General features: G+C 63.9%; 19 protein-coding genes. 7 read left to right on the top strand and 12 right to left on the bottom strand.

Going from position 1 to position 25,663, the window contains the following annotated elements; translation table 11 throughout:
* The first annotated feature begins 21 nt into the window (after window positions 1-21).
* On the top strand, window positions 22-591 hold the full coding sequence (locus TSA1_RS34290; protein WP_100180167.1) for a class GN sortase: 570 nt from the start codon (window positions 22-24) through the stop codon (window positions 589-591).
* Window positions 592-753: 162 nt separating this feature from the next.
* The gene (locus TSA1_RS34285) at window positions 754-1,746 is read left to right on the top strand and encodes a glycosyltransferase family 2 protein (protein WP_100180166.1); all 993 of its coding nucleotides are present in this window, start codon (window positions 754-756) and stop codon (window positions 1,744-1,746) included.
* Between the two features lie 11 nt (window positions 1,747-1,757).
* On the opposite strand, the gene TSA1_RS34280 is transcribed toward TSA1_RS34285, so the two are convergent.
* Entirely contained in the window at window positions 1,758-3,404 is a 1,647-nt protein-coding gene (locus tag TSA1_RS34280) for a glycosyltransferase family 2 protein (RefSeq protein WP_245448487.1), read from the bottom strand.
* A gap of 213 nt (window positions 3,405-3,617) precedes the next feature.
* On the opposite strand from TSA1_RS34280, the gene TSA1_RS34275 reads away from it, so the two are divergent.
* Window positions 3,618-5,837 (top strand): acetate--CoA ligase family protein, encoded by a 2,220-nt coding sequence (locus TSA1_RS34275; RefSeq protein WP_100180164.1) that lies wholly within the window; start codon window positions 3,618-3,620, stop codon window positions 5,835-5,837.
* 152 nt (window positions 5,838-5,989) lie between these two features.
* Window positions 5,990-6,823: an MlaD family protein gene (locus TSA1_RS34270; protein WP_100180163.1), complete on the top strand. Its 834-nt coding sequence runs from the start codon at window positions 5,990-5,992 to the stop codon at window positions 6,821-6,823.
* Between the two features lie 66 nt (window positions 6,824-6,889).
* Here TSA1_RS34270 and TSA1_RS34265 read toward each other — a convergent pair whose 3' ends face one another.
* The 9 genes from TSA1_RS34265 to urtA form a co-directional block, all read right to left on the bottom strand.
* Complete coding sequence (locus TSA1_RS34265; RefSeq protein WP_245448486.1) at window positions 6,890-9,769, bottom strand: autotransporter outer membrane beta-barrel domain-containing protein; 2,880 nt, start codon at window positions 9,767-9,769, stop codon at window positions 6,890-6,892.
* A 316-nt stretch (window positions 9,770-10,085) separates the two neighbouring features.
* A complete protein-coding gene (locus TSA1_RS34260) occupies window positions 10,086-11,126 on the bottom strand; it encodes an aliphatic amidase (protein WP_100180161.1) in 1,041 nt (346 codons plus the stop codon).
* Between the two features lie 36 nt (window positions 11,127-11,162).
* Window positions 11,163-11,540, bottom strand: a complete 378-nt coding sequence (locus TSA1_RS34255; protein WP_100180160.1) for an FmdB family zinc ribbon protein — start codon at window positions 11,538-11,540, stop codon at window positions 11,163-11,165.
* 97 nt (window positions 11,541-11,637) lie between these two features.
* On the bottom strand, window positions 11,638-12,867 hold the full coding sequence (gene fmdA, locus TSA1_RS34250; protein ID WP_018316778.1) for a formamidase: 1,230 nt from the start codon (window positions 12,865-12,867) through the stop codon (window positions 11,638-11,640).
* Between the two features lie 28 nt (window positions 12,868-12,895).
* Window positions 12,896-13,585, bottom strand: coding sequence for an urea ABC transporter ATP-binding subunit UrtE (gene urtE / locus TSA1_RS34245; protein WP_097661593.1), 690 nt, complete (start codon window positions 13,583-13,585; stop codon window positions 12,896-12,898).
* Window positions 13,586-13,595: 10 nt separating this feature from the next.
* Window positions 13,596-14,351 (bottom strand): urea ABC transporter ATP-binding protein UrtD, encoded by a 756-nt coding sequence (gene urtD / locus TSA1_RS34240; RefSeq protein ID WP_100180159.1) that lies wholly within the window; start codon window positions 14,349-14,351, stop codon window positions 13,596-13,598.
* Window positions 14,352-14,415: 64 nt separating this feature from the next.
* Window positions 14,416-15,561: an urea ABC transporter permease subunit UrtC gene (gene urtC / locus TSA1_RS34235; protein WP_174719200.1), complete on the bottom strand. Its 1,146-nt coding sequence runs from the start codon at window positions 15,559-15,561 to the stop codon at window positions 14,416-14,418.
* A gap of 17 nt (window positions 15,562-15,578) precedes the next feature.
* Window positions 15,579-16,505, bottom strand: a complete 927-nt coding sequence (urtB, locus tag TSA1_RS34230) for an urea ABC transporter permease subunit UrtB (protein ID WP_100180158.1) — start codon at window positions 16,503-16,505, stop codon at window positions 15,579-15,581.
* 148 nt (window positions 16,506-16,653) lie between these two features.
* Window positions 16,654-17,913 carry an urea ABC transporter substrate-binding protein gene (gene urtA, locus TSA1_RS34225; RefSeq protein WP_100180157.1) on the bottom strand — a complete coding sequence of 420 codons (1,260 nt, stop codon included), beginning with the start codon at window positions 17,911-17,913 and terminating at the stop codon, window positions 16,654-16,656.
* Between the two features lie 170 nt (window positions 17,914-18,083).
* Between urtA and TSA1_RS34220 the strand changes: the two genes are divergently transcribed.
* Together TSA1_RS34220 and TSA1_RS34215 are read left to right on the top strand one after the other, a co-directional pair.
* On the top strand, window positions 18,084-21,455 hold the full coding sequence (locus tag TSA1_RS34220) for a hybrid sensor histidine kinase/response regulator (protein WP_100180156.1): 3,372 nt from the start codon (window positions 18,084-18,086) through the stop codon (window positions 21,453-21,455).
* On the top strand, window positions 21,445-22,365 hold the full coding sequence (locus tag TSA1_RS34215) for a response regulator (RefSeq protein WP_100181494.1): 921 nt from the start codon (window positions 21,445-21,447) through the stop codon (window positions 22,363-22,365). Before TSA1_RS34220 ends, TSA1_RS34215 begins: the two co-directional genes overlap by 11 nt.
* A gap of 164 nt (window positions 22,366-22,529) precedes the next feature.
* Here the strand turns inward: TSA1_RS34215 and TSA1_RS34210 are convergent, their stop codons facing one another.
* Both TSA1_RS34210 and TSA1_RS34205 read right to left on the bottom strand, forming a co-directional pair.
* Window positions 22,530-24,032 (bottom strand): flavin-containing monooxygenase, encoded by a 1,503-nt coding sequence (locus tag TSA1_RS34210; RefSeq protein WP_174719199.1) that lies wholly within the window; start codon window positions 24,030-24,032, stop codon window positions 22,530-22,532.
* Between the two features lie 119 nt (window positions 24,033-24,151).
* Window positions 24,152-24,895 carry a S1 family peptidase gene (locus TSA1_RS34205; protein WP_174719198.1) on the bottom strand — a complete coding sequence of 248 codons (744 nt, stop codon included), beginning with the start codon at window positions 24,893-24,895 and terminating at the stop codon, window positions 24,152-24,154.
* Window positions 24,896-24,996: 101 nt separating this feature from the next.
* Here TSA1_RS34205 and TSA1_RS34200 point away from each other — a divergent pair, with 101 nt between their 5' ends.
* Window positions 24,997-25,632: an HAD-IA family hydrolase gene (locus TSA1_RS34200; protein ID WP_174719197.1), complete on the top strand. Its 636-nt coding sequence runs from the start codon at window positions 24,997-24,999 to the stop codon at window positions 25,630-25,632.
* Window positions 25,633-25,663 lie beyond the last annotated feature (31 nt).

The following is a 25,663-nucleotide window of genomic DNA, read 5'->3' as shown; positions in this document are numbered from 1 at the left end:
TCATTGCGAGCGCAGACACAAATGCCCCGCCTCGTCTCTCCTCTGGTTCTTGCCCTGATCGGACTCATACTGTTCGGCGACGGCGCCTACATCCACGCCAAGGCGTGGCTTGCCCAAAGGCTGCTGGAGCGCGCCTTCGACAGGAGCGTTGCGACGGGCGAGGTGGTCAAGCCATGGTCATGGGCCGACACCTGGCCGGTCGCGCGGATCGAGGTGAAGCGGATCGGCGCCACCGCCATCGTTCTGGAAGGCGCCAGCGGCCAGGCGCTTGCCTTCGGGCCCGGCCATATCCCCCAAACGGCTGACGCCGGCGAGCGCGGGGTTGCCGTATATGCGGCACATCGTGACACGCATTTCCGCTTCCTGCGGAACGTTTCCGTCGGAGACGTCATTGAGATCACCCGCCGCGACGGAAAGCGTTTCCGCTATCGGGCAGACTATTCGGCCGTTGTCGATGCCGACGCGTCGGGCATCGATCGTTCGGCGCAGGGTGTGGAACTCGTGCTCACGACATGCTGGCCGTTCGACGCGATCACGCCCGGCCCGGAGCGCTATGTCCTGCACGCTACCTCGATCGGAACAGGTGAATAGCCGTTCGCAATCCGCCTGTTACGGATCGATCGAGCCCTCTCAAATCACGCCGGAGCTGCCGGGAAGTCGCGTCGAGCGGGACCGTGAACTGGCGCTGCCGACCGGAGACCTGTAAGAAGGGCCATTGATTTTGCACGTTGTGATTTTGTGAAAGAACGATAGATGGACGACGAGTTCAGGCAGCGCCTCGAACAGCGATTGGAGCAGCTCGACAATCGCGTCGCGCTCCTGGAAAGGAATCTGGATCTCATCGCCGCCGGGCAAAGGCGATCCTCGCTCCGGAGCCTGTGGCGGCGCCCGCCGATGTGGACCTTCGAGCAATATCCGCCGCGCCTGCTCAACCTGACGACTTTCCCGCCGGCCCCCTCGATCGGCGAAAATGCGCCGCGGATCGCGATGGTGACCCCGAGCTACAACCAGGCGCAATATCTCGGCGCCACGATCGAGAGCATCGTCGGCCAGAACTATCCGAACCTGCATTATCACGTGCAGGACGGCGCCTCGATCGACGGCACGGTCGATCTCCTGAAGAGCCGCGGCGAGAGCATCAGCTGGAAGAGCGAACCCGACAGCGGGCAGTCGAACGCCATCAATCTCGGCTTCGCCGGCGTCGACAGCGAGATCATGGCCTATCTCAACAGCGACGACATGCTGCTGCCGGGGACGCTGGCCTATGTCGCCAACTATTTCATGTCGCATCCGCATGTCGACATCGTCTACGGGCATCGCGTCTTCGTCGATCGCGAAGGGCTCGAGGTCGGCCGTGCCGTGCTGCCGCCCCATGACGGACGCGCGCTGCAATATGCCGACTACATTCCGCAGGAGACGATGTTCTGGCGCAAGCGCGTGTGGGACAAGATCGGACCGATCGACGAAAGCTTCCACTATGCCATGGATTGGGACTTCATCCTGCGGGCGCAGGAAGCGGGTTTCAAATTCGTGCGCCTGCCGCGATTTCTCGCCTGCTTCCGAATCCATGATGCCCAGAAGACGGCGTCGACCTATGCGATCGGTGTCAGGGAGATGGGCATCCTGCGGCGCCGCGTGCTCGGCTTCGACCCGACGCAGATGCAGATCCGCCGCGCCATCGCGCCCTATCTCGCGAGGCAGGCCGTCTTCCACTACGCCCACAAGCTGAGCTTGTTGCGCTACTGAGCCGGCGGCCATCAGCGGCTTGGTGACGCACGGGCATCGTCATCGAGCCAGGCCCGCTCAAGGCCGATGCCGAGGGGGCGCGCGTCGGAGCTCAATCCGAGATCAGCGGGCGAGCGCGGATCGGATAGCGACAGGCTGATGGTCAGCGTCCCGTCGGCGGAAATCGCGGCGGGATCGAGCATCAACCTGCGCTGGCCCGCGAACGAACCTTTCGAAAACGACAATTGCTGCTGCGGTCCGTCGCCGACGCGGCAAATCGCCTGCAGTCGTGGATTTCCATCCGAGACGAACGCCCGGCACGCCAGCACGAGCGCGACCGGCCGTGACGGAAAGGGATCGATCGCGAAGCGGAGCACGCAATTCCTGGCGATGGACCAGGTGCCCCATTGCTCCGGCTCGCTCCACCCCTCGATCAGCGCGGCGGTACCGGCCCCGCCGCGGCTGAAATCGAGCTCCTCCGGGCCGAGCACCGGCGCGGGCACGGCAGCCTCCAGGGCAGCCGGATCGAACGGCGCCTGATCCGGAACGAACTGAGCGATCACGCGCACGGCATCCGCGATCGAGCTGAGCCCGAGCGCAGAACCATCCAGCTCGTAGAGCACGCGGTTCTGTCCTATGACGGAAATACCCTTTCCGGGGGGAGGCCGATCCGCAAGACGGGCAGGAATGATGATGTCGGCGACGTCGAATCCGTGCATGCGGGCGAGTTCGCCGATGGTCTGCACGGTCCGGTCATACAAGGGCGGGCGATTGTTGATGTCGGTCGCGAGCGCTTGCGCCAGAGCCTTGAAATCGAGCCGCACCCCGTCGTCATCCGCCAGCAGAAGACGTTTGAGGTCGAGCATGTCCTTGGCGATGAAGAGCTGGAGAGCATTCAGATCGGGGAGCTGACGATCGTCGTCGATGGGTCCGAAATCGCGCGCCCCCCGCGACGTTTCGAGCAGATTCGTGGTCTCGAAGAACAGCGCGTGGCCGGTGCTGTGCTGCGAGAAGCCGGCCATGCTCAGAGGCCGTGACAGCCGGACGAAACTCTCTGTCAGCGCGGCGTTGGCGATACCGGATGCGACGTCGGGCGAGAGGCCGATGAAGTAGCGGCCGCAGGCCGCGCGCATCCGGTCGACGACGCTGCGGCGGACGAACGAATTGTAGATCATCGGCAGATGCGCATAGTGAGCCTGGAAGCAGAAGATGCGCGCCAGCTCGCTTCGCGACGAGACGCGCCTTGCCGACGACGTCAGGTCGATCTCGGCGAGCAGCCGGTTGCGGAAGGCCGGATGATAGTAGCCCGGCCAGTAATAGCTGTAGGCATCCCAGCTCAGGAGATCGATCTTTCGGTCGGCGAGCACGCTCGACGCCGTGGCGCATGCATAGGGCATCAATCCGTCGTCGTCGCCGAGGAAGGCGATGTACTCGCCCGAAGCATGGCCGAGCGCTGCCTCCCAATTGTCGGTCATGGTCAGGACGGTCTCGCTGGCAAAATGCCTGAAACGCCCGTCCTGGAGGTCTGCGACCATCTTCGCGATCTCGGGATTGCCGCCATTGTTCTGAACGATGAACTCGCAATCGGCTTGCGCAGGCTGGCACGCCATGGTCGCGAGCGCGTGGCGAAGCGTGTCGGGACGATCGAGGGTCGGCACCACGATGGACAGAAGCGGCATGATCACCATTTGAGAGAATATGCGTCACGGTTTCCTAGCATCTTGCCGGACCGTTCGCACTTTCGCCAAAAGTCTCGTGATGCTAGCCTCATGATCAGGTCTTGTCGTCAGGCCTTGCCCATTCCGCCGCGCGGCATGGAGCCCGCTACGATCAGCCTCCGAAGCCGGCGCACGACAGCGCGTTGCAACAAGAACAAGAAGTGAGGGAAGCGCATGGAAGCTCAAGTGCCTGCCGCATCGGTTTCTCGGCGCCCATGGTCTCCACCGCCCGATGCCGGAGACATCGTCAAGGGCATCCACGCCATGCTGCACCCGCACAACATCGTGCTGGTGGGAGCGACCGACAAGCCCGGCAATTATGCCGAACGCATCTGGAATAATCTGATCAAGTACGGTTACGAGGGCGGCCTCTATCCGGTCAACGCCAAGCGCGACGCGATCTGGGGCGTCACCTGCTACAAGGATTTTGCCAGCCTCCCGGAGAAGCCCGATCACGTCCTGGTGCTGGTGCCGGCCCGCTTCGCCGTCCAGGTGATCCGCGATGCCGCCGCAGCCGGCGCGCGCTCGGCCACCATCGTCACCTCGGGCTTCAGCGAGCTGCAGGATGAGGAAAGCCAGAAGCTCGCCGCCGAATTGCAGGCGGCCATACGCGAAACGGGGCTTGCCGTCACTGGGCCGAACTGTCTCGGCAATCTGAGCGCCGGCGAAAAGCTCTTCACCAATATCGACGACCGCATCGTCACCATGGAGCAGGGTGCGGTGGCGATCGCCGGGCAATCAGGCGCCATCGTCATGGCGATCCGGCAAGCGCTGGAAGATCGGGGTGTCGGCGTCGGCTACATGGTGACGACCGGCAACGAGGCCGGACTCGAGACGCCGGATCTGATGCGGTATTTCGCCGAGGATCCGAGCATCAAGGTGATCGTCGTCTACCTCGAAGGGGTGCGCAACACCAAGGCCTTTCGTAAAGCCTGCAAGGCGGCGCGCGCGGCGAGCAAGCCCGTGATCGCGCTCAAGCTCGGCGCCTCCGAGGGCGGGCGCGCCGCGGCGATGGCGCACACCGGCGCGCTGGCAGGTTCGATCGAGACGTTCGACGCGATCGCGACGCGTGAAGGCGTGATCCGGGTCGGCGGACTCGACGAGTTGATCGAAACGACCGAGTGCTTCGTTCACTCCGCCGTTCCCAGGGGCGATCGGCTCGCTGCCGTCACGCTGTCCGGCGGCAAGCGCGGCATGCTGCTGGATGCCTTCTATGCCGAGGGCCTGAACTTTGCGCCGCTCAGCCCACACGTCGGCTCCGAGCTGGCGAAGATGCTTGGGCCGGGGTCGATCGTCGGCAATCCGCTCGACGCAGGCTTTGCCGCGGTGGTCGATCCCTCCGTCTACATGAAGTCGATCAAGCTGATGATCGACGATCCCGACATCGACATCGTCATCGTCGATGCGGAGCTGCCGAAGGCGCCGCACGAATTGCGCGAGCGCAATTTGCGCATCGTCGACGAGATGGCGCGCCAGGGCGGCAAGCCCGTGATCTACATCAGCGCGATGTCGATCGGCTTCACCGAGTTCACCAAGTCGTTGCGCAAGTCGCTGCCGCATCTCGCCGTCATGCAGGGCATGGACCGGGCGGTGACCGCGATAAAATCGCTGCTCGCCTATGCGAAGCTGCGGAAAGAAGTGCCCGACATCGTCTCCAGCTCGAAGCCCGCAGCGCGCGCCGTGCTGGAGAAGGCGCTGAGATCGGCCAGCGGCGCCGCGCTCGACGAGGTCGCCTCGAAGAAGCTGCTGAAGGCCTACGGCATTCCGATCTCCAAGGAGGCGATTGCGCAGACGGCAGCGGAGGCCGCGAAGATCGCCAAGCAGATCGGTTTCCCGGTCGTGGCGAAAGTCGTCAGCGCCGAGATCCTGCACAAATCCGACATCGGCGGCGTGGTGTTGAACCTGAACAGCGCGGCCGAGGTGAAGAAGGCATTCGCCGACATCACCGCACGGGTCGCAAAGCTGAAGGGCAAGCCGAAGCTCGACGGCATCCTGATCGCGCAACAGGTCAAGGCCGAGCTCGAGCTCGTCGTCGGGGCCTCGCTCGATGCCGAGATGGGAGCGGTCGTGCTGTTCGGTACCGGCGGCATCGACATCGAACTGATGAAGGACGTCGCGCTCGCCGGCGCGCCACTGGACGAGGCCGAGGCAGGGCTCCTGATCGGCCGCACCAAGGCCGGCATCAAGATGCGCGGCTACCGCGGCAAGCCGGCCCTGCACGAGGCCTCCGCAGTGAAAGCGCTGGTCGGCCTGTCCAATCTGATCGCGGATGCGGGCGACCGAATCGCCTCGATCGACATCAACCCGTTCCTGATCAACACCAGGACGGGCGTCGCGGTCGATGCCCTGATCGTCCTCAACAACGCCGCGGCAAAACGCGCGGCCGGGCATTGAGACGCCTAAAGCCCGTAGGGCGGATTAGCGAAGCGTAATCCGCCGCATTTGACGAGTGGAGAAGAAGGCGGCGGGTTACGCTTCGCTAACCCGCCCTACTTACCATCGCGGCCTTCTTCCAACTTCCCTGCTTTGGCCTTAGACTCAGCCGCATGGCACGCGCGAGCAATCTTGTGATCGGAACGGCGACGCTGGCGGTGATCGCCGTGGCGTTCGGTGGCCTGCTCGGCGTGCAGAAATGGCGCACCATCCAGAGCCGCAGCCAGTTGCGCGTGGTGTTCGAGGGCGGGTCCGCCAGCGGCCTGCGCCGCGGCGGACCGGTCAATTTCGACGGCGTGCCCGCGGGCCAGATCCTGTCGATCAAGCTGGACAGTCCGCGCAGGATCGTGGCGCTGGTGATGCTCGACAACACCGCGCCGATCCGCAAGGACACCGTGGCGGGCATCGAGTTCCAGGGTCTCACCGGCGTTGCCGCGATCTCGCTGATCGGAGGCGCTCCCACTGCGCCCCCGGTGCCGCTGGACGCGGACGGCATCCCCGTGCTGACCGCCGACCTCAGCGACGCCGAATCCATCGTCGAGACGCTGCACAGCGTCGATCGCACGATCGTCAGCAATGCCCCCGCCATCAAGGACGGCCTGCGCACGTTCGAAAATTACACCGCCGATCTCCGGAGCAAGGGCGGCGAGATCGATTCCGTCATGGCGAAGGTCGACAGCGCCTTCGCGGGTTTCGACAAGGCGGTCACGAAGATCGAGGGTGTGATGCCCGGCTTCGTCGACGGCAAGGCCGACGAGCTGTTCGAGAAGATCAAGGGGCTACACGAGCTTGCCGACGTCATGAAGAAGAAATCGGCGGGCTATCTCGAGGATATCCGTCGCTCGCTGCTCGACGTCAGCGAGGCCGCCAACAAGATGAGTGGGACGCCAACCCCCGCCGCTGCGGCCCCGCGCCCCCCGCGCAAGCCGTCGCAGAAGAAGCAGTAGCGGCCTCTTTCTGATCCTCCCCTGGAGGAGGATGGCCGTCCCGCTTGATCCAGCGGCGACGATGTCTCACCAGGCGTAGCGCACGAGGCCCTTGCCGGCGTAGGAGCGCGTGACGTTGGAGAACTCGCCCTCGAAGGTCGCCGATGCGGACCAGCCGTTCATCCAGTTCATCTGTGCTGATGCGGTGGTAAGAGCCGAATCGCGCGCCTGGGCCGCGCCGTTCACGACGAAGGCCGACCCCGGCAGCGTCTGGAACACCGCTGCTGCCGTGCGGTCCGGATTGTAATCATGCGCCCAGGCCAGGCGGCCGCGCAGGGTCACCAGGCCGCCGGCCGCGGCAAATGACCGATCCGCGCGCAGACCGAGCTCGGTGCGGGTGCTGGTCACGTCCTTGGCGGCATAGTTGAGTGCGAAGACGTTGCTGCCGGCCACGGCCGATTCGGCATAGGATGGCAGGCTGAACAAGGTGGCCTGCAGCGCAGCATAGGGCGTGACGCCCGCCCACTGCATGGCATGGCGATAGCCGCCCTCGATGCGGCCCGAGAGCGCATTGGCGTTGAACTGTGCCCGCAACTGGTCATAGCCGGCCGCCGTCACGACGCGGTTGGTCGTGACATCCTGCCAGCCATAGGCGAGCGCCGCCGTGATGTAGGCCGGCCCCGCCGTATGACGCACGAACGCGCCAGCCTGGAACAGATCGGAGCGGCCCCAACCGAGACCGTTGACATTGAAGGCGGTCCCGCCGCCCGCGAGCGCAAAGCCCACAATCGTCGATGGCGAGAAGCGGTAATCGAGGCCCACGGCGGTACCATAAACGCTGCTGGAGGTGTTGCTCGAGCCGAGGCCTGCATTGCCATCGGTGGTCTGCGAGCCGCCGTAGCCGGCTGCCCAGACATCCCAGCGCTGCTCGAACGATGCAGCCGGAGCCTTGCGGGCAATTGAAGCGAACGCGTCGCGCGCGCTCGTGCGGGTCGCCGCATAGGCACTCGCGCTCGGGTCATCGGCAAAGGGGGGCGCCCCGGGCGAGCCGCTGCGCCCCGAGCCGAACACATCGGTCAGCAGATTGATGAACAGGTTCATCGCCTCAAAGGTCGTCTGCTGAGACCCCGTTACCGACTCGCCGGAGGCTTGGCTCAGGCCCGCCGGCGAAAGATTGGCGAGCGCCACGGGCAAGCCGCCGGTACTGTTGAAATAGTTGGTCAGCACGTTGGCGACATTTTGCTGATTGATGTTGAGCCCGCTGCCATAACCCAACGCAAGATCGAGAAAGACGTTGTTCGGATCGTAGCTCAGCGTAGCGTGCAAGTTGGGCGACAGTCCGGCGACCACGGGGTTGAACGTGTCGGGCAGCGTGGCTGCATTGAGAATGGTGTAGTGCTTCGTGATCGTGCCGGTCGGAACCACGACGACGGTGGCGCCGGCCAGCGTCGCGGTGCCGCCCACGATCGCAAGGCCGTTGCTCGCCCCCGAGACCTGCACGACGTAGCTGGACGCCGACGTGAAGGTGAGATTGCCCGCAACGTTCAGCGCGCCGGTCGGATTGCCGGGCGCAAACGCGCCGCCATTGACGGAAACGGCGGTCACCGTGCCGCTTCCGCCGAACGTGCCGCCCGGAGCGACCGAAACCGTGCCGTTGATCGTGCCCGAGAGCAGCAGGGTGCCGCCCAGCACGTTCCAGTCCTGGTTGCCGGTGCCCGTCACGGTCCAGGTCGAACTGTCGACCTTGTTGAACGTCGAGAAGCCGTCATATTGGAGACCAAGTCCGATCAGGTCGAGGTTGAACCTGTCCTTGCCGAGGCCGCCGAGCTGGAATGTGTCGGTGCCGGAGCCGAACACGGTTCCGTTGATGACGCTGCCGGGACCGAGCGTGAGCGTATTGCCGCCGCAACCGCAGAGCTCGATCGCCGCAGCACCTGTCGCGGCGTTGATCGTGCCGGAGTTGAAGACGGTTCCGCCGCCGCTGAGCATGATGCCCGTGCCGCCTGCACCGACGGTGATGGTCCCGGTATTCACGATCCCGTTGGTCGTGCTCAGCGTGGTAACGTCGATCCCGACGCCGGACGCGCCGACAGTGATCGTCCCCGCGTTGACGATGATGCCGTCATCCGAGAGCACGACGATGCCTTCGGCCGACCCCACGCCCGAGATCTGCCCGCGGTTGGCGATGGTTACGCTGGCTCCGGTGATGAGGATGCCTGCTCCGCCCAGCCCGACGTTGATCGTTCCATTCTGGTTGACCTCGGCCCGGTTACCCTGCACCGAGATGCCGGCCGATCCGCCGCTTCCCGTCGTGATCGAACCGCCATTGGTCACCTTGGCATCGTCGCCGAGCACGGCAATGCCCGCGCCGCCGGTGCCTGCGGTAATGGATCCGAGACTGGTCGCCGTCTCGAAATTACCCTGCATGAAGATGCCGACGGCGTTCTGCCCGACCGTGATGGTGCCGGTCGCCGTGTTGGTGACGCTGTTGCTATCGTTGATCGCCAGGATGCCGCCCGACGGCCCGCCCGACGAATTGCCGACGGCAATGGAGCCGGCATTGGTCACCGTCGCACCGCCGAAGAGATAGACGCCGATCGCATCGGCCAAGCCCGTGATCGATCCGGTCACGGTGTTGGTGACGGTGTTGTTCTGGCCACCGAAAATAGCCGTCCCCGATGCGCCGACCGACAGCGTGCCGGCGTTGGTGATGGTGTTGCCGTCGTTGACACTGATCGCCGCGGTGCCGTTGTCGCTGACGGTGGCGCCCGCGAGCACATTGACGGTGAGCCCGTTGACGCCGCCGCCGGCGGCAAAGCCGTTGGTGTCGGTCCCGCTGCATGTGACGGTCTGGCCGCTCGCTGCCGGATCGGGCGCGCATTGCGCGCGGGCCGGCGTGGTCGGAAGACCGACGCCGGACAGCACCGCCGCGAGACACGCAGCCGCCAGCGCGACGCGCGGCCGCAACTGTCCCCTCGATCGCGATCGATACACCACCACGAAGCCCCGAACTCCGGCGCCCTCAGCAGCGCCGCCGGCAAATTAGGGGACTGGGCTCGCCCGTGAAACTACGGAATCGGCCGATCGACCTGCCCAGGTCACAATCGTACCGACTCTGCCGGCCTATGTTGCAACCGGGTCACGCTTTTGGCGCGTTGCCTCCCGATCTGCGCAGGTCGGCGGCGGCAAAACGTCCATTGTTATGGACAGGCGTTCACATCGGTGAACGCCTCCTCACCGAGCAAAACGCGGTGCGGGCCGATCGACCGGCTCGCGCAGCCGCTCAGTAGTTGGACGGAGCCGACTCGTTGGGAATGCCGTCGATCGGACATTCCGCCGTGCCGGGCGTCGACCGCGTCATGGCTTCCACCATGTCGCGCGTCCCTTCGGGATCGTTGATCCAGTTCTTGTAGAAGTCATACGGGCAGGCCGCGACGCCGCGCGGGCTGTCGCCGGAATTGATCATGCCGGTGTAGCCGCGGTGGACCAGCTTGTAGAGATGGTTTTGCGACTGGCCGTTGCGGCGCGCGTCGCGGATCAGATGCTTCGAGAGCTGCGCGTATTGGATGCCGTAATCCTCCTCGCCGCATTCGCCGAGCGTGCGGCCATCGAAGCCGATGATCGCGGAGTGACCGAAATACGAGTAGACGCCGTCGAAGCCCGCGGCATTGGCGACCGCGACATAGACGTTGTTGGCCCACGCCATCGCCTTCGAAATCATGACCTGCTGCTCCTTGGCCGGGTACATGTAGCCCTGGCAGCGCACGATCAGCTCGGCGCCCTTCATGGCGCAGTCGCGCCAGATCTCCGGGTAGTTGCCGTCATCGCAGATGATCAGGCTGACCTTGAGGCCCTTCGGTCCCTCGGAGACATAGGTGCAATTGCCGGGATACCAGCCCTCGATCGGCACCCAGGGCATGATCTTGCGGTACTTCTGGACGATCTCGCCCTTGTCGTTCATCAGGATCAAGGTGTTGTAGGGCGCCTTGTGCGGATGCTCCTCGTGGCGCTCGCCGGTCAGCGAGAACACGCCCCATACTTTCGCCTTGCGACAGGCCTCGGCGAAGATCGCGGTCTCCTCGCCCGGCACCACGGAGGCCGTCTCGTACATCTCCTTGGAGTCGTACATGATGCCCTGCGTGGAATATTCCGGGAAGATCACGAGGTCCATGCCGGGCAGGCCGACCTTCATGCCGACGATCATGTCGGCGATCTTGCGGGCGTTGTCGAGCACCTCGGCCTTGGTGTGCAGGCGGGGCATCTTGTAGTTGACGACTGCGACGCCGACCGTGTCGTTGCTGCTGGAAATGTCACCATGAAGCATGTTGGGCGCTCCTGTCTTCTCTTGGTTTGAGGTGCGTCAGTGGCTGATCATCCAGGGCCGCGCCGTCGGGAAGCCCTTGGCGCCGCTCTTCGTCTTCGTCACCAGCCGCGCCGGCTTCTTCTTGTCCGCCGAGCTCTTGTCCTTGACCGTCTTGCCCGACGAGCAGCAGCCGCAGCCGGGACCATGCGAAGCCTTGTATTGCGCCAGCGTCTGCGGCGCGTGCGAGCTGCGCTCGTTGACGGCGTGTGCCTTGCGCTTGTCCGCCGGCATGCAGAAGAAATTCGGTGCGGTCAGGATCACCCGCGGCGCCATCGTCTCGCAATGCGGGCAGCTTTGCGGATCGTCGCATTCCGCCATCGGGCGCAGATCCTTGAAGGGTCCGCAATCGTCACAGAGATATTCGTAGACCGGCATTTACATCATCCCCAACGCTCTTGCCTGTTCAACACGCCTGGCGGCGGATGCGGGGCGACCAGAAACGCCGGCCGTCCCGCATCCCGTCGCGCAGGGATCACTTGTCCGGCGAGATCGGCATCTGGATATCGCCGGTGATGTGCTTGATGGGACCTGCTGCCGACGGCATCACGTCGAAGTCGAAGATCTCCGTCGGCAACCATAGCGTGGCGCAGGCGTTGGGCACGTCGACCACCCCGGAGATGTGGCCCTGGCACGGCGCGGTGCCGAGGATCGAATAGGCCTGGGCGCCGGAATAGCCGAACTTCTTCAGGTACTCGATGGCGTTGAGACAGGCCTGACGATAGGCGATGTGAACGTCGAGATAGTGCTGCTTGCCGGCCTCGTCCACCGAAATGCCTTCGAAGATCAGGTAGTCCTTGTAGTTCGGCGTGATCGGCGACGGCTTGAAGATCGGATTCTTGATGCCGTATTTCGACATGCCGTCCTTGATCACTTCGACCTTCAGATGCAGCCAGCCGGCCATCTCGATGGCGCCGCAGAAGGTGATCTCGCCGTCGCCCTGGCTGAAGTGCAGGTCGCCCATCGACAGACCCGCACCGGGCACATAGACCGGGAAGTAGATCTTCGAGCCGCGCGAGAGATCCTTGATGTCGCAATTGCCGCCATGCTCGCGCGGCGGCACGGTGCGTGCGCCCTCCGCACCGATCTTGGCCTTGACGTCACCCTTGGCGCGGCCGCCATGGGCAGTCGCCGCGAAGGGCGGATTCGCGAGACCCGGAACGCGGGTCGGATTGGTCGAGATCAGCTCGGCCTCGCGCTTGTTCCAGGTCTCCAGCATCTTCGGATCGGGCAGACAACCGATCAGGCCGGGATGGATCAGGCCCGCAAAGTTCACGCCGGGGACGTGGCGCGATGAGGTGTAGAGGCCCTTGATGTCCCAGATCGACTTCTGCGCCAGCGGGAAATGGTCGGTCAGGAAACCGCCGCCATTCTGCTTGGAGAAGAAGCCGTTGAAGCCCCACAGGCTCTCCTTCATCGGGCCGACGTCGAGCAGGTCGACGACGAGGAGATCGCCGGGCTCGGCGCCCTTGACGCCGATCGGACCGGACAGGAAGTGCACGATCGACAGGTCGATATCGCGCACGTCGTCGGCGGAATCGTTGTTCTTGATGAAGCCGCCGGTCCAGTCATAGGTCTCGATGATGAAATCGTCGCCGGGATTGACCCAGGCCACGATCGGGATGTCGGGGTGCCAGCGGTTGTGCACCATGTCATTTTCATAGGCCGATTTGGTGAGATCGACCTTGATCAGTGTCTCTGGCATCGAGATGCTCCCCTTTGACTACGGTTGGTTAGACGGACAGATATTTCGAGACCTGTGCGGCATCGACGGCGTCGCGCGGATCGTCGCGGACGATCTCGCCGTTCTCGATCACGAGCACCCGGTCGGCGATCTCGAGGGCGAAGCTCAGGACCTGCTCGGACACGACGATCGAGAGCCCCTTCTCGTCGCGGATGCGCTTCAAGGTGCGCGCCATGTCCTTGATGATCGAGGGCTGGATGCCTTCGGTCGGCTCGTCCAGCAGCAGCACCTTCGGCTTGGTCGCGAGTGCGCGGGCAATGGCGAGCTGCTGTTGCTGGCCGCCTGAGAGATTGCCGCCGCGGCGGCCCTTCATTTCAAGCAGCACCGGAAACAGCTCGTAGATGTCGCCCGGCACCTCGGATTCGCCCGCAACGACAAGGCCCGTCTCGATGTTCTCCTTCACCGTCATGGTGGAGAAGATCATGCGGCCCTGCGGCACATAGGCGAGGCCCTTGGCGACGCGCTCATAACTCTTGAGGCCACCGAGCTCGGCGCCGTCCATGGTCACCGATCCGCTCTTCGCGGGCAGGATGCCCATCAGCGACTTCATCAGCGTGGTCTTGCCCATGCCGTTGCGGCCCATGATCGCGACGATCTCGTTCGGCGCGACCTTGACGTTGAGCCCGTGCAACACCTCGCTCTGGCCGTAGGCGACGTGAAGATCCGAAATTGCCAGCATCGCGTGCTCCTTAGTGGCCGAGATACACTTCGATGACCTTGGGATCGTTCTGCACCTTCTCCATGGTCCCCTCCGAGAGGATCTGGCCCTGGTGCAGCACGGTGACCTTGTGCGCGATGTCCTCGACGAACTTCATGTCGTGCTCGATCACGAGTACCGAACGGTTCTTGATGATGCGGTTGAGCAGCTCGGCGGTCTTGGCGCGCTCGGACACGCTCATGCCGGCGACGGGCTCATCCAGCATCAGGAGGTCGGGATCCTGGATCAGCAGCATGCCGATCTCGAGCCATTGCTTCTGGCCATGGCTGAGCTCGTCGGCATAGGTGTTGAGCTTGTCCTTGAGGAAGATCATCTCCGCGACCTCCTCGACCCGGTCCTTCACCAGCTGGTCGCGCTGAAAGGTCAGCGAGCCGAACACGGTGCGGCCGCGCGGGAACGAGATCTCGAGATTCTCGAACACGGTGAGGTCCTCGAACACCGACGGCGTCTGGAACTTGCGCCCGACGCCGGTCTGCACGATCTCGTTCTCCCGCATCTTCGTGAGCTCCTTGCCACGAAACTGGATCGAGCCCGAGGTCGCCCTGGTCTTGCCGCAGATCAGGTCGAGCACCGTGGTCTTGCCGGCGCCATTGGGACCGATGATGACGCGGATCTCGTTCTCCTCGACGTAGAAGGAGAGGTCCTTGACCGCCTTGAAGCCGTCGAACGAGACGGTGAGTCCGGAGACCGCGAGCAGGAAATCCTTGGGCTGATGACCGATGAGCACGATCTATCTCCTTACTGTCAGTGTGGCATCGGCGTCGTGGTGTCCGACGAGCATGACGATCTCCTCACTCCGCCGGTGCTGCGCCGTCGGCGACCGAATTGCCGCTCCAGTCCGACTTCGACTTGCGCGAGGCGAACAGCCGATCGATTCGTGGCTGCACGTAGTCGGCCCACAGCCCGGACAGGCCGTTCGGGAAGGCGAGCACGACCGCGATGAACAGCGCGCCGAGGCCGAACAGCCAGAGTTGCGGGAAGGATTCCGACAGGCTGGTCTTGGCGAAGTTCACCAGGATGGCACCCCAGATCGCGCCGAAGATCGACATCCGCCCGCCGACCGCGGTGTAGATCACCATCTCGATCGACGGCACGATGCCGACGAAGGACGGCGACATGAAACCGACATTCAGCGCGAACATGGCGCCGCCGATCGCGGCGAACACCGCGGCCATGCAGAAGGCAAAGATCTTGAAATTGGCGACGCTGTAACCGGAGAAGCGAACCCGATCCTCCTGCTCGCGCATCGCCACCAGGATGCGACCGAGCTTGGTCAGGCGGATGAACTGCGCGATGCCGATGCAGACGAACAGCAGCACGACCTCGACGAAGTACAGGATGATCTTGGCGTGGTCGGGCCGGATGTCCCAGCCCTTGAGCGTGCGCAGGTCGGTCATGCCGTTGATGCCGCCGGTATAGCCCTGCTGGCCGACGATCAGGATGGTGAGGATGGCGGCGACGGCCTGGGTGATGATCGCGAAATAGGTGCCGCCGACGCGGCGCTTGAACATCGCCGTGCCGATGATCAGGGCGAAGATGCCGGGGACCAGGATGATGGCGAGGATGGTGAAGGTGAGGCTGTGGAACGGCTGCCAGAACAACGGCAGCGACGTGATCTGATTCCAGTCCATGAAGTCGGGAATGCCGGGCGTCGACTGGATCTTGGTGTTCTCGACGCTCGAGGCCTCGAGCTTGAGGAACATCGCCATGCAATAGCCGCCGAGGCCGAAGAACACGCCCTGCCCCAGGCTCAGGATGCCGCCATAGCCCCAGCACAGCACGAGGCCGAGCGCGACAAAGGCGTAGGTCAGGTATTTCGCGACCAGATTGAGGCGGAACACGTCGAGCGTCAGCGGCAGGATCACGAACAGCACGGCGGCCAGAGCAATGAAGCCCATGAGTTCGGATCGATTGAAGAAGCGAGAGTTGATGATCATGACTTGCCTGCTTCCCGTTATTTGCGAACCTTGAGGGCGAAGAGACCCTGCGGCCGCAGCATCAGGATGCCGACCACCGCGAGCAGCGTGAGCACCTTGGCCATCGAGCCCGACATGAAGAATTCGAGCGTCGATTGCGTCTGCGAGATCGAGAACGCGGAGGCGATGGTGCCGAGCAGGCTGGCGGCGCCGCCGAACACGACGACCAGGAACGTATCGACGATGTAGAGCTGGCCCGACGTCGGCCCGGTCGAGCCGATCATGGTGAAGGCGCTGCCGGCGACACCCGCGATGCCGCAGCCGAGGCCGAAGGTATAGCGATCGACCTTCTCGGTGTTGATGCCGACCGCGCCGGCCATGATGCGGTTCTGCACCACGGCGCGAACCTGGCGGCCCCAGCGCGACATGTAGAGGACGTAGGCGACCGAGATGGTGATCAGCACGGTGAGGCACATCACGAAGACGCCGTTGATCGGCACCTCGATGCTGTCGGTGACGTGCAGGGAGCCGAGCATCCATTGCGGCAGCTCGACGCCGACCTCGCGCGCCCCGAAAACCGAGCGATAGGCCTGCTGCAGCATCAGACTGAGACCCCAGGTGGCGAGCAGCGTATCCAGCGGGCGCTTGTAGAGGTGCCGTATCAGCACCCATTCCACCAGCATCCCCAATGCGCCGGATGCGACAAAGGCCAGGATCATCGCGAGGAAGAAGTAACCGCTGAACAAGCTTGGCAGATAGGATTGGAAGAAGTTCGATGTCATCCAGGTGACGTAGGCGCCGAGGATCATGAACTCGCCATGCGCCATGTTGATGACGCCCATCTGGCCGAAGATGATGGCGAGCCCGAGCGCCATCAGGACATAGACCGAGAACAGGATCAGTCCTGCAAAGCCCTGCATGACGAAGATGGAGCCGAGATCACCAAGCGAGTAGTCGCCGAACATCGATGTCCTCCGTCGGGGATAAGGGTTCCGCGTCGCGATGCAGAGTCGCGACGCGGGGTCTTGAGGCATGGACTTGCGATCCACGCCAGGGAGTGGTTTTGCCTTGAGGGAGAGCGACGGGCGCCGCGGCCCTTACTGGTGGCGCGCCTTACTGATAGCCCTTGGGGAACGGATCGGGCTCGACGAGATCGGCGGTCTCGTAGATCAGCTCGAACTGGCCATCGAGCTTGGCGCGGCCGACGCGGGTCTTCGACCACAGATGATGGTTTTCGTGGATGCGCACATAGCCTTCCGGCGCACCCTTGAATTCGACGCCAGGCGAAGCCGCCGCGATCTTGTCGACGTCGAAGGAGCCGGCCTTCTCGACGGTCAATTTCCACAGCCACGGGCCGAGATAGGCCGCCTGGGTGACGTCTCCGATGACCGTCTTCTCGCCCCACATCTTCTTGAACGCGGACACGAAAGCCTTGTTGTTCGCATTGTCGAGCGACTGGAAGTACTTCATGCAGGCATAGGCGCCCGCGATGTTCTCGCCGCCGATGCCGTCGATTTCGTCTTCGGTCACCGAGATCGTCAGCAGCGCCTGCTTGGAGAGGTCGATGCCGGCAGCCTTGAGCTGCTTGTAGAACGCGACGTTCGAGCCGCCGACGACGTCGGTGAAGATGACGTCTGGCTTGGTCAGCTTGATCTTGTTGATGACCGAGTTGAACTGGGTATTGCCGAGCGGATAGTATTCCTCGCCGACCACCTTGCCCTTCAGCACGTTCTCGACATGCTTGCGCGCGATCTTGTTCGAGGTGCGTGGCCAGATGTAGTCGGAGCCGATGAAGAAGAACGATTTTGCGCCCTTCTCCTTGGCGATCCAGTTCAGGCCGGCGAGAATCTGCTGGGTCGCCTCCTGGCCGGTGTAGATGACGTTCTTGGACTGCTCGAGGCCCTCATAGAAGGTCGGGTAGTAGAGCATGCCGTTATATTGCTCGACGACCGGCAGCACCGCCTTGCGCGAGGCCGAGGTCCAGCAGCCCATGATCGCCGCGACCTTGTCGTTGACCAGGAGCTTCTTGGCCTTTTCCGCAAAGGTCGGCCAGTCGCTGGCGCCGTCTTCCTGGATGAACTTGATCTTGCGCCCGAGCACGCCGCCGGCGGCGTTGATCTGCTCGATGGCGAGCTTTTCGGCCTGGATCGAGCCGGTTTCGGAGATGGCCATGGTGCCGGTCGCCGAGTGCAGAATGCCGACCGTCACTTCGGTGTCGGTGACGGCAAGCCCCGTGGTGTTGACCGCCGAGGTCGCCGGGGCCTGGGCAAAAGCCCCCCGCGGCAGCATCGTCATGGCCGGCACGGCGGCCATTCCCATCAATAGTTTGCGCCGAAGCGGCGATAACAGGCCCTTGTTTGCTTCGTCCGACATGAGCACCCCACTTTTGTTCGAGAACACGCGATTGGTGCCGTGAGGATGGCTCGGATCTGGGCAGCGGAAGCATACGCAAGATCGCGTATACTGCACCGCAAAATGCCGACGTAGGCTTTTGGTACGGAATTTGCGAGGGCGCGGGGTCCGTATCGGGAGTGGGGTAAAGCGTGGCAGGGCGGCAGCGAATAGACCGCGTCAGGCGACAGTACAACCAATGGGTCGCCAACCAGACGCTGGAAGACTATGCGCTGCGCTTCACCGCCAAGAGCGCGCGGCGCTGGTCCGCCGCCCGGGTCGCCAACACGGCGCTGGGCGCGATTTCGTTCCTGGCGATGGAGGCGATCGGCGGCACCATCACCCTGAACTACGGCGTCACCAACGCGACCGCCGCGATCCTCGTGGTCTCCCTCATCATCTTCTGCTGTGGCGTGCCGATCGCCTATTATGCCGCCAAATGCGGCATCGACATCGACCTGCTGACGCGCGGCGCCGGCTTCGGCTACATCGGCTCGACCGTCACCTCGCTGATCTACGCCTCCTTCACCTTCATCTTCTTTGCGATCGAAGCGGTGATCCTCGCGTCCGCGCTCGAGATGTGCTTCGGGATTCCACGACCGGTCGGCTATCTCATCAGCGCCGTCGTCATCATCCCCTTGGTGGCCTACGGCATCACGCTGATCAGCCGGTTCCAATTGTGGACGCAGCCGCTGTGGATCGTGCTCCACATCATTCCGTTCGCGGCGATCGCCTGGCACAACCCGCACTCTTTTACGGAGTGGCGCAAGTTCTCGGGTGAGCACGGCGATCTCAACGGGCATTTCGACCTGCTGTTGTTCGGGGTTGCGGCCTCGGTGGTGTTTTCGCTGGTGGCGCAGATCGGCGAGCAGGTCGACTTCCTGCGGTTCTTGCCGCGCGACCGCCGCGCGTCCAGGGCGTCCTGGTGGATAGCGATGATGAGCGCTGGCCCCGGATGGATCGTGCTTGGTACCCTGAAACTTCTCGCGGGCTCGTTCCTCGCCTTCTTCGCGCTCAGCCATGGGGTGCCGCCCGAAGAGGCCGCCGAGCCGGCGCACATGTATCTCGAAGCGTTCCGCTACGTGCTGTCGCAGCCCGATCTCGCGCTGGCGCTGACCGGCACGTTCGTGATCCTGTCCCAGGTGAAGATCAACGTCACCAACGCCTATGCCGGCTCGATCGCCTGGTCGAACTTCTTCTCGCGCCTAACCCACAGCCATCCCGGCCGCGTCGTCTGGCTGGTCTTCAACGTCATCGTGGCGCTGCTGTTGATGGAGATCGGCGTCTACAAGGCGCTGGAGCAGACGCTGGCGCTCTATTCCAACGTCGCGATCGCCTGGGTCGGCGCGCTGGTCGCCGATCTCGTCGTCAACAAGCCGCTTGGCTTGCGGCCTCAGCAGATCGAATTCAAGCGCGCGCATCTCTACGACGTCAATCCGGTCGGCGTGGGCGCGATGACCATCGCCACCATCGTCTCCATCAGCGCCTTTTACGGCCTGTTCGGGCCCACCGCGAAGGCACTGTCGGCCTTCATCGCGCTCGCGGTGGCCTTCATCGCCGCACCGTTGATCGCCTGGGCCACGGACGGCAAATACTACATCGCGCGCAAGCCGAAGCGGAGCTGGCAGGACCTCGAGGCGATCCAGTGCTGCATCTGCGAGCACGCGTTCGAGCCGGAGGACATGGCCTCCTGCCCCGCTTATGCCGGGCCGATCTGTTCTCTGTGCTGCTCGCTGGACGCCCGCTGCCACGATCTCTGCAAGCCGCACGCGCGGATCCAGGTGCAGGTGTCGGAGACGCTGGGCAAGCTGATGCCACAGCCGATCTACGCACGGATCAACTCGCAGCTCGGCCATTATGTCGGCGTATTCGCGGTCTCTGCCGGCCTCGTCGCGCTGGTGCTCGGATTGATCTATCTGCAGACATCGGCGAGCGTGCATGGCGAGAACGCGCTCGTTTCCGAGGTGCTGTGGAAGGTGTTCTTCTCGCTCAGCATCATCATCGGCGTGGTGGCCTGGCTGTTCGTGCTGGCCCAGCAGAGCCGCCGCGCGGCCGAGGCCGAGACGCGGCGACAGACGACGCTGCTGATCCAGGAGATCGACGCCCACAAGCGCACCGATGCCGAACTGCAGCGCGCCAAGGAAGTCGCCGAATCCGCCAACCTCGCCAAGAGCCGCTATGTGGTGGGCCTCAGCCACGAGCTACGATCGCCGCTGAATGCGATCAGCGGCTATGCCCAGCTCCTGGAGCAGGATGCGACGCTGAGCACGAAGCCGCGCGATCAGGTCCGCGTCGTCCGCCGCAGCGCCGACCACCTCTCCGGCCTGATCGACGGCATTCTGGACATCTCCAAGATCGAGGCGGGGCGGCTGTATCTGTCGCGCGACGAGGTGCGGCTCAGCGAATTCCTCGACCAGCTCGTCGGCATGTTCCGTCTCCAGGCCGCGGCCAAGGGCATCGACTTCGTGTTCAGGCGGCCGCCCCACCTGCCGGTCGTGGTCTATGCCGACGAGAAGCGGCTGCGCCAGGTGCTGATCAATCTGCTCTCCAACGCGATCAAGTTCACCCAGTCCGGGAGCGTGCAGTTCGTCGTGCACTATCGCAGCCCGGTGGCCGAGTTCGAAGTGATCGACACCGGGCCCGGCATCCAGGGCGATGATCTCGAGCGCATCTTCGCGCCCTTCGAGCGCGGTGCACTCGGCGCCTCGCAGCCGCAGACCGGCACCGGGCTCGGCCTGACCATCAGCCGCCTGCTGGCCGGCGTCATGGGCGGCGATATCAAGGTCATGAGCACGGTCGGCATCGGCTCGACGTTCAAGGTCAAGATCCTGCTCTCGGAGGTCATCAATCCGCAGCGCATCGCGCCGGTGGAGGCTCCGGTCTCCGGCTATCATGGCGCGCGCAAGACCATCCTCATCACCGACGACGATCCCGTGCATCGCGACCTCCTGCGCGAGGTGCTGACGCCGCTCGGCTTCATCCTGCTCAGCGCGCCCGACGGCCCCGGCTGTCTTGCGCTGGCGCAGCACTGCCGGCCTGATTTGTTCCTGCTCGACATCTCGATGCCAACCATGGATGGCTGGTCGGTGGCTGAGGCCTTGCGCGCAAGCGGCCACCACCAGGCACGCATCCTGATGGTCTCGGCAAGCGCGTTGGAGGCCCACGGCACGCCGCTGGCACAGACCTTCCACGACGGCTATTTGATGAAGCCGATAGACATCCCGCGGCTGCTGGAGACGATCCGCCAGCTTCTCAGGATCGAATGGCAATACGGCCCGGACGAGATCGCGGTGTCGTTCTGGCGTCCCGAAAGCGGATCACGGCCGCCGGCGCGGCACATCGAGGCGTTGATCGGGCTCGGCCAGATCGGCTACGTCAAGGGCATCCAGTTGAAGCTCGATGAGATCGGCGGCGAGCATCCGGAGCATGCCGACTTCGTCGCGCAGATGCGCTTCCTGGTCGATCGCTTCGATCTCGACCAGTATATGGCCACATTGAAGACGTTGCATGCGCATGAACATTGAAGCGAAGAAGCGCGACATCGCGCTCGTCGTCGATGATTCCCCGGAGACGCTGCGGCTACTCACCGACGCGCTCGACGGCGCCGGCATGACAGTGATGGTGGCGCTCGACGGCGCGGCCGCGATGCGCATCGTCGACCAGATCACGCCCGACATCGTGCTGCTCGATGCCGTGATGCCCGGCATCGACGGCTTCGAGACCTGCCGCCGTCTCAAGCGCGATGCGGATCTTGCCAACGTCCCTGTGATCTTCATGACGGGTCTCGCCGAAACCGAGCACATCGTGCGCGGGCTGGAGGCCGGCGGCGTCGACTACGTGACGAAGCCGATCGTGATCGAGGAGATGCTGGCACGCATCCGCGTCCATCTCGGCAACGCCCGCCTGACGCAGAGCGCGCGCGCCGCGCTCGACGTCTCCGGCCGCTTCCTGTTCGCGGTCGACCGCCAGGGCCATTTGCTATGGGCGACACCGCAAGCGCAGAAATTGCTGTCCGACCATCACAGTGCACAGGCCGGCGACTTCGTCCTGACGCCGGCGCTGCTGCAATGGCTGGAGCAGGCCAGGGTCAAGGGCAGCTCGAAGTCTCAGGCGATCTCCTTGCCGGACAATCCGCAGCTCCGGCTCTATTACATGGGCGAAACCGCGCCAAACGAGTTTCTGCTGCGGCTCTCCAGGGAATCCGGCACCGCGCTGCCGGCCGAGTTCACCAGCGAGCTCGGCCTCACCACCCGCGAAGGCGAGGTGCTGGCCTGGCTCAGCAAGGGCAAGACCAACCGCGACATCGCGCAGATCCTGGGCCTCAGCCCGCGCACGGTCGACAAGCATCTGGAGCAAATCTACGCGAAGCTCGGCGTGGAGAACCGGACGGCGGCGGCAGCGATTGCAACGAATGCGACGCGACGGAATTCGTGAGCTGCGGTGTGGGCGTGTTGAGACGCCGCTGATTTGATATCTGGTGTCGTCCCGGACAAGCGCGCCCTTAAGCGCGCGCCAATCCGGGACCCTTAGCCACAGGGAGAGCGGAGTGTGAGGTGAATGTTACCGCTCCCCACAGGAGCCTTCAGCCACGCATTCCCTCACCCGTAGACGAACGCCTTGTCGTCCAGATCCGTCTTCGGGATCTCGTCCTTCTCGGTCCAGTAATCCTGGCTGTGCTGCCATTCCGGCTTGTCGCCGCGCTTGGGCAGCAGGTTCATGTTGCGCATCATGTAGCCGGGGTTGAAGTTTTCCGGATCGATCCAGGGCAGGATCGGCATGTTGTGATCTTCGGGTCGCAGCTTGACCTCGACTTTCTTCTTGCCCTTCGCCTTCATGTGGCCGAGCAGCCGGCAGACGAAGTCGGCGACGAGATCGACGCGCAGCGTCCAGCTGGCGCGGAAATAGCCGAACACCCAGACCATGTTCGGAACGCCCGTGAACATCATGCCGCGATAGGTGACGGTGTCGCCAAAGGCCAGCGGCTTGCCGTCGATCTCGAAGGCGATGTCGCCGAGCGCGGCGAGGTTGAAGCCGGTCGCGGTGACGATGACGTCGGCCTCCAGCACCTTGCCGGATTTGAGCTGAATGCCATTCTCGACGAAACACTCGATCTCGTCGGTCACGACGGAGGCCCTGCCGCTGGCGATACCCTTGAACAGGTCGGCATCCGGCACGAAGGCGATGCGCTGCCGCCACGGCCGGTAGGTCGGCGTGAAATGCGTCTCGACGTCGTAATCGGGGCCGAGCACCGCGCTGATCTGGCCGATCAGCTCCTTCTTCACCTGCTCCGGCTTGGACACGCAGAGCTTCGTGAAGGCATCCTGCTCGAACAGGATCTTGCGCCGGACGATCTCGTGAATCCAGGCCTCGTCGACCTGGAGCCGGCGCAGCTCCTCCGCGATCTCGATGGCGTTGCGGCCGAGCCGGAAATAGGTCGGCGAGCGCTGCAGCATGGTGACGTGCGCGCATTTGTCCGCGATGTTCGGCACCAGCGTCGCCGCGGTGGCGCCCGAGCCGATCACGACGACCTTCTTGTTCGTGAGGTCGATATCATCGGGCCAGGTCTGGGGATGAACGATGCGGCCCTTGAAACGGTCCATGCCTTCCCATTCGGGCGTGTAGCCCTCCGAATGGCGGTAATAGCCCTGGCACATCCAGAGGAAGTTCGCGGTGAAGGTCTTTGCTTCGCCGGTATCGGTCGTCGTCGCCTCGATGGTCCAGAGATTCTGCTCGCTCGACCAGCTCGCGGAATTGATCTTGTGCCCGTAGCGGATGTGCCGGGCGATATCGTTGTCGTCGATGACTTCCTTCATATAGGAGAGGATTTCCTCGGCGGTCGCGATGGGCGGGCCGACCCAGGGCTTGAAGCTGTAGCCGAAGGTGTGGAGGTCGCTGTCGGAGCGGATGCCGGGATAACGATGCGTGCTCCAGGTGCCGCCGAACGTCGTCTGCGTTTCCAGGATGACGTAGCTCGTGCCCGGCAGCTGCTTTTCGATGTGATAGGCGCTGCCGATGCCGGAGATGCCGGCGCCGACGATCAGCACGTCGAAGTGTTCGGAAGCTTGCTTGGTAGCGGTGTGACCGCGAACAGCGACATTCATTGTTGCTTCTATGCCTTGGTTGTTTTGCGGCCGCCCTTGACGGACGACGCGTTTCCTCCGCGGCATGATCACCCGCCGCGCTTCAGCTTCAAAATGACATAGATCAAGTCGCGGTCAAATCACAGCGCCGCACCCCAGCTCCGCGCGGTCTGCAAGATCCAGTCGCGGTAGAGCGTGAGCGGCGTGACGCCGGTCAATCCACCGCAGCCATCCCCGGCGTTCGGTCCCGTCGCCCAGCTGATGACACCGACGAGCACGGCGCCGTTCGGCTTGTCCTCGAACACGGGACCGCCGGAATCGCCGGTACAAGCGCCAATTCCGTCGCGAACACCGTTGGTTACGGGATCGACCAGGCGGATCTGGAGCGTGCCGGGCTGGCCCGTGACGACAAGTCCCGCGACGCGCGTGGCCCCGCCGCTCCTGCCATCACCGCGTACGGTGACGCCGGTACCGGCAATGACAAAACGGCTGCCGACCCGGATTGGAATATTCGGCGCGCCGACCGGCACCGCCGATTTTCCCTTGAGTGGAATTTCCAGTTGCAACAGCGCCACGTCTGCGCCGGCGCGATGGACTTGCGCCTTGTAGCCCGGGTGGATCGCGATGGTGCGCACGTTCAGCAATTGCGGTGCGCCACCACTGTGATCGACGATCTTGTAGTCCGCGCCCGGCTGCACGCAGTGAGCGCCGGTCAATACGATCTTCGGCGCGATCAGGGTGCCGGTGCAGGAATTGCCGCGCGAGCCGACGATGGTGACAACCGCGCGCGCGACTCCGTCGGTCTGCGGCGTGCCGCCACCGACGATGGCATGAGCGGGTGTCGCGAGCAGCGCGGCTGCAATGAGAATGGCAAGCTTCTTCATGGGAACACGCTTCGGCATTGGCGGCGACAGATTGCTTCGGACTGGCCCTTGCCGATAGCGCATGCTAGCCCTCTTGGAAAGGAATTGACGAGGACGGGATCTTGACGATCGAGGCGGTGATCTTTGATTTTGGCGGCGTGCTGACGAGCTCGCCGTTCGAGGCGTTCACGCGGTTCGAGACGGAACGCGGCCTGCCCGCCGACATCATCCGGCGCACCAATGCCGCCAACCATCTGGAAAACGCCTGGGCCAAGTTCGAGCGCGCCGAGGTCGACATCGAGACGTTCGATCGACTGTTTGCAGAGGAGTCGCTGGCCCTCGGCGCCGAGGTGCGCGGCCGCGAGGTGCTGCCGCTGCTGCAGGGCGATCTGCGGCCCGAGATGGTCGAAGCCTTGGAGCGCATCAAGGCGCAATTCAAGACCGGCTGCATCACCAACAACCTGCCGGCCAATGCGATCGGTAGCCTGACGGGGCGCTCGCTCTACATCGCCGAAGTCATGGTGCTGTTCGACCACGTCATCGAATCCGCCAAGATCGGCCTGCGCAAGCCCGACCCGCGCATCTACAAGATGATGGTGGAGACGCTGAAGGTCGATCCTGCCAAGTGCGTCTATCTCGACGATCTCGGTGTCAACCTGAAGCCCGCGCGCGAAATGGGCATGACCACGATCAAGGTAGCGAGTGGCGCGCAGGCCATTGCCGAGCTCGAGCAGGCGACGGGACTGAAGCTGATATAGTCCGCAAGTGCCGTAGGGTGGGCAATGCGAA

The sequence above is a fragment of the Bradyrhizobium nitroreducens genome (genome assembly GCF_002776695.1).
Taxonomy (GTDB): domain Bacteria; phylum Pseudomonadota; class Alphaproteobacteria; order Rhizobiales; family Xanthobacteraceae; genus Bradyrhizobium; species Bradyrhizobium nitroreducens.
The sequence above is the reverse complement of the archived record's forward strand: the minus strand, read 5'-3'. Positions and strand labels throughout refer to the sequence as shown.

Bases quoted from the DNA above. Each gene is read 5' to 3' on its own strand.
- TSA1_RS34290 (WP_100180167.1), top strand. From the start codon at position 22: ATGCCCCGCCTCGTCTCTCCTCTGGTTCTTGCCCTGATCGGACTCATA.
- TSA1_RS34285 (WP_100180166.1), top strand. From the start codon at position 754: ATGGACGACGAGTTCAGGCAGCGCCTCGAACAGCGATTGGAGCAGCTC.
- TSA1_RS34280 (WP_245448487.1), bottom strand. From the start codon at position 3,404: ATGCCGCTTCTGTCCATCGTGGTGCCGACCCTCGATCGTCCCGACACG.
- TSA1_RS34275 (WP_100180164.1), top strand. From the start codon at position 3,618: ATGGAAGCTCAAGTGCCTGCCGCATCGGTTTCTCGGCGCCCATGGTCT.
- TSA1_RS34270 (WP_100180163.1), top strand. From the start codon at position 5,990: ATGGCACGCGCGAGCAATCTTGTGATCGGAACGGCGACGCTGGCGGTG.
- TSA1_RS34260 (WP_100180161.1), bottom strand. From the start codon at position 11,126: ATGCTTCATGGTGACATTTCCAGCAGCAACGACACGGTCGGCGTCGCA.
- TSA1_RS34255 (WP_100180160.1), bottom strand. From the start codon at position 11,540: ATGCCGGTCTACGAATATCTCTGTGACGATTGCGGACCCTTCAAGGAT.
- fmdA (WP_018316778.1), bottom strand. From the start codon at position 12,867: ATGCCAGAGACACTGATCAAGGTCGATCTCACCAAATCGGCCTATGAA.
- urtE (WP_097661593.1), bottom strand. From the start codon at position 13,585: ATGCTGGCAATTTCGGATCTTCACGTCGCCTACGGCCAGAGCGAGGTG.
- urtC (WP_174719200.1), bottom strand. From the start codon at position 15,561: ATGATCATCAACTCTCGCTTCTTCAATCGATCCGAACTCATGGGCTTC.
- urtB (WP_100180158.1), bottom strand. From the start codon at position 16,505: ATGTTCGGCGACTACTCGCTTGGTGATCTCGGCTCCATCTTCGTCATG.
- urtA (WP_100180157.1), bottom strand. From the start codon at position 17,913: ATGTCGGACGAAGCAAACAAGGGCCTGTTATCGCCGCTTCGGCGCAAA.
- TSA1_RS34215 (WP_100181494.1), top strand. From the start codon at position 21,445: ATGAACATTGAAGCGAAGAAGCGCGACATCGCGCTCGTCGTCGATGAT.
- TSA1_RS34210 (WP_174719199.1), bottom strand. From the start codon at position 24,032: ATGAATGTCGCTGTTCGCGGTCACACCGCTACCAAGCAAGCTTCCGAA.
- TSA1_RS34205 (WP_174719198.1), bottom strand. From the start codon at position 24,895: ATGAAGAAGCTTGCCATTCTCATTGCAGCCGCGCTGCTCGCGACACCC.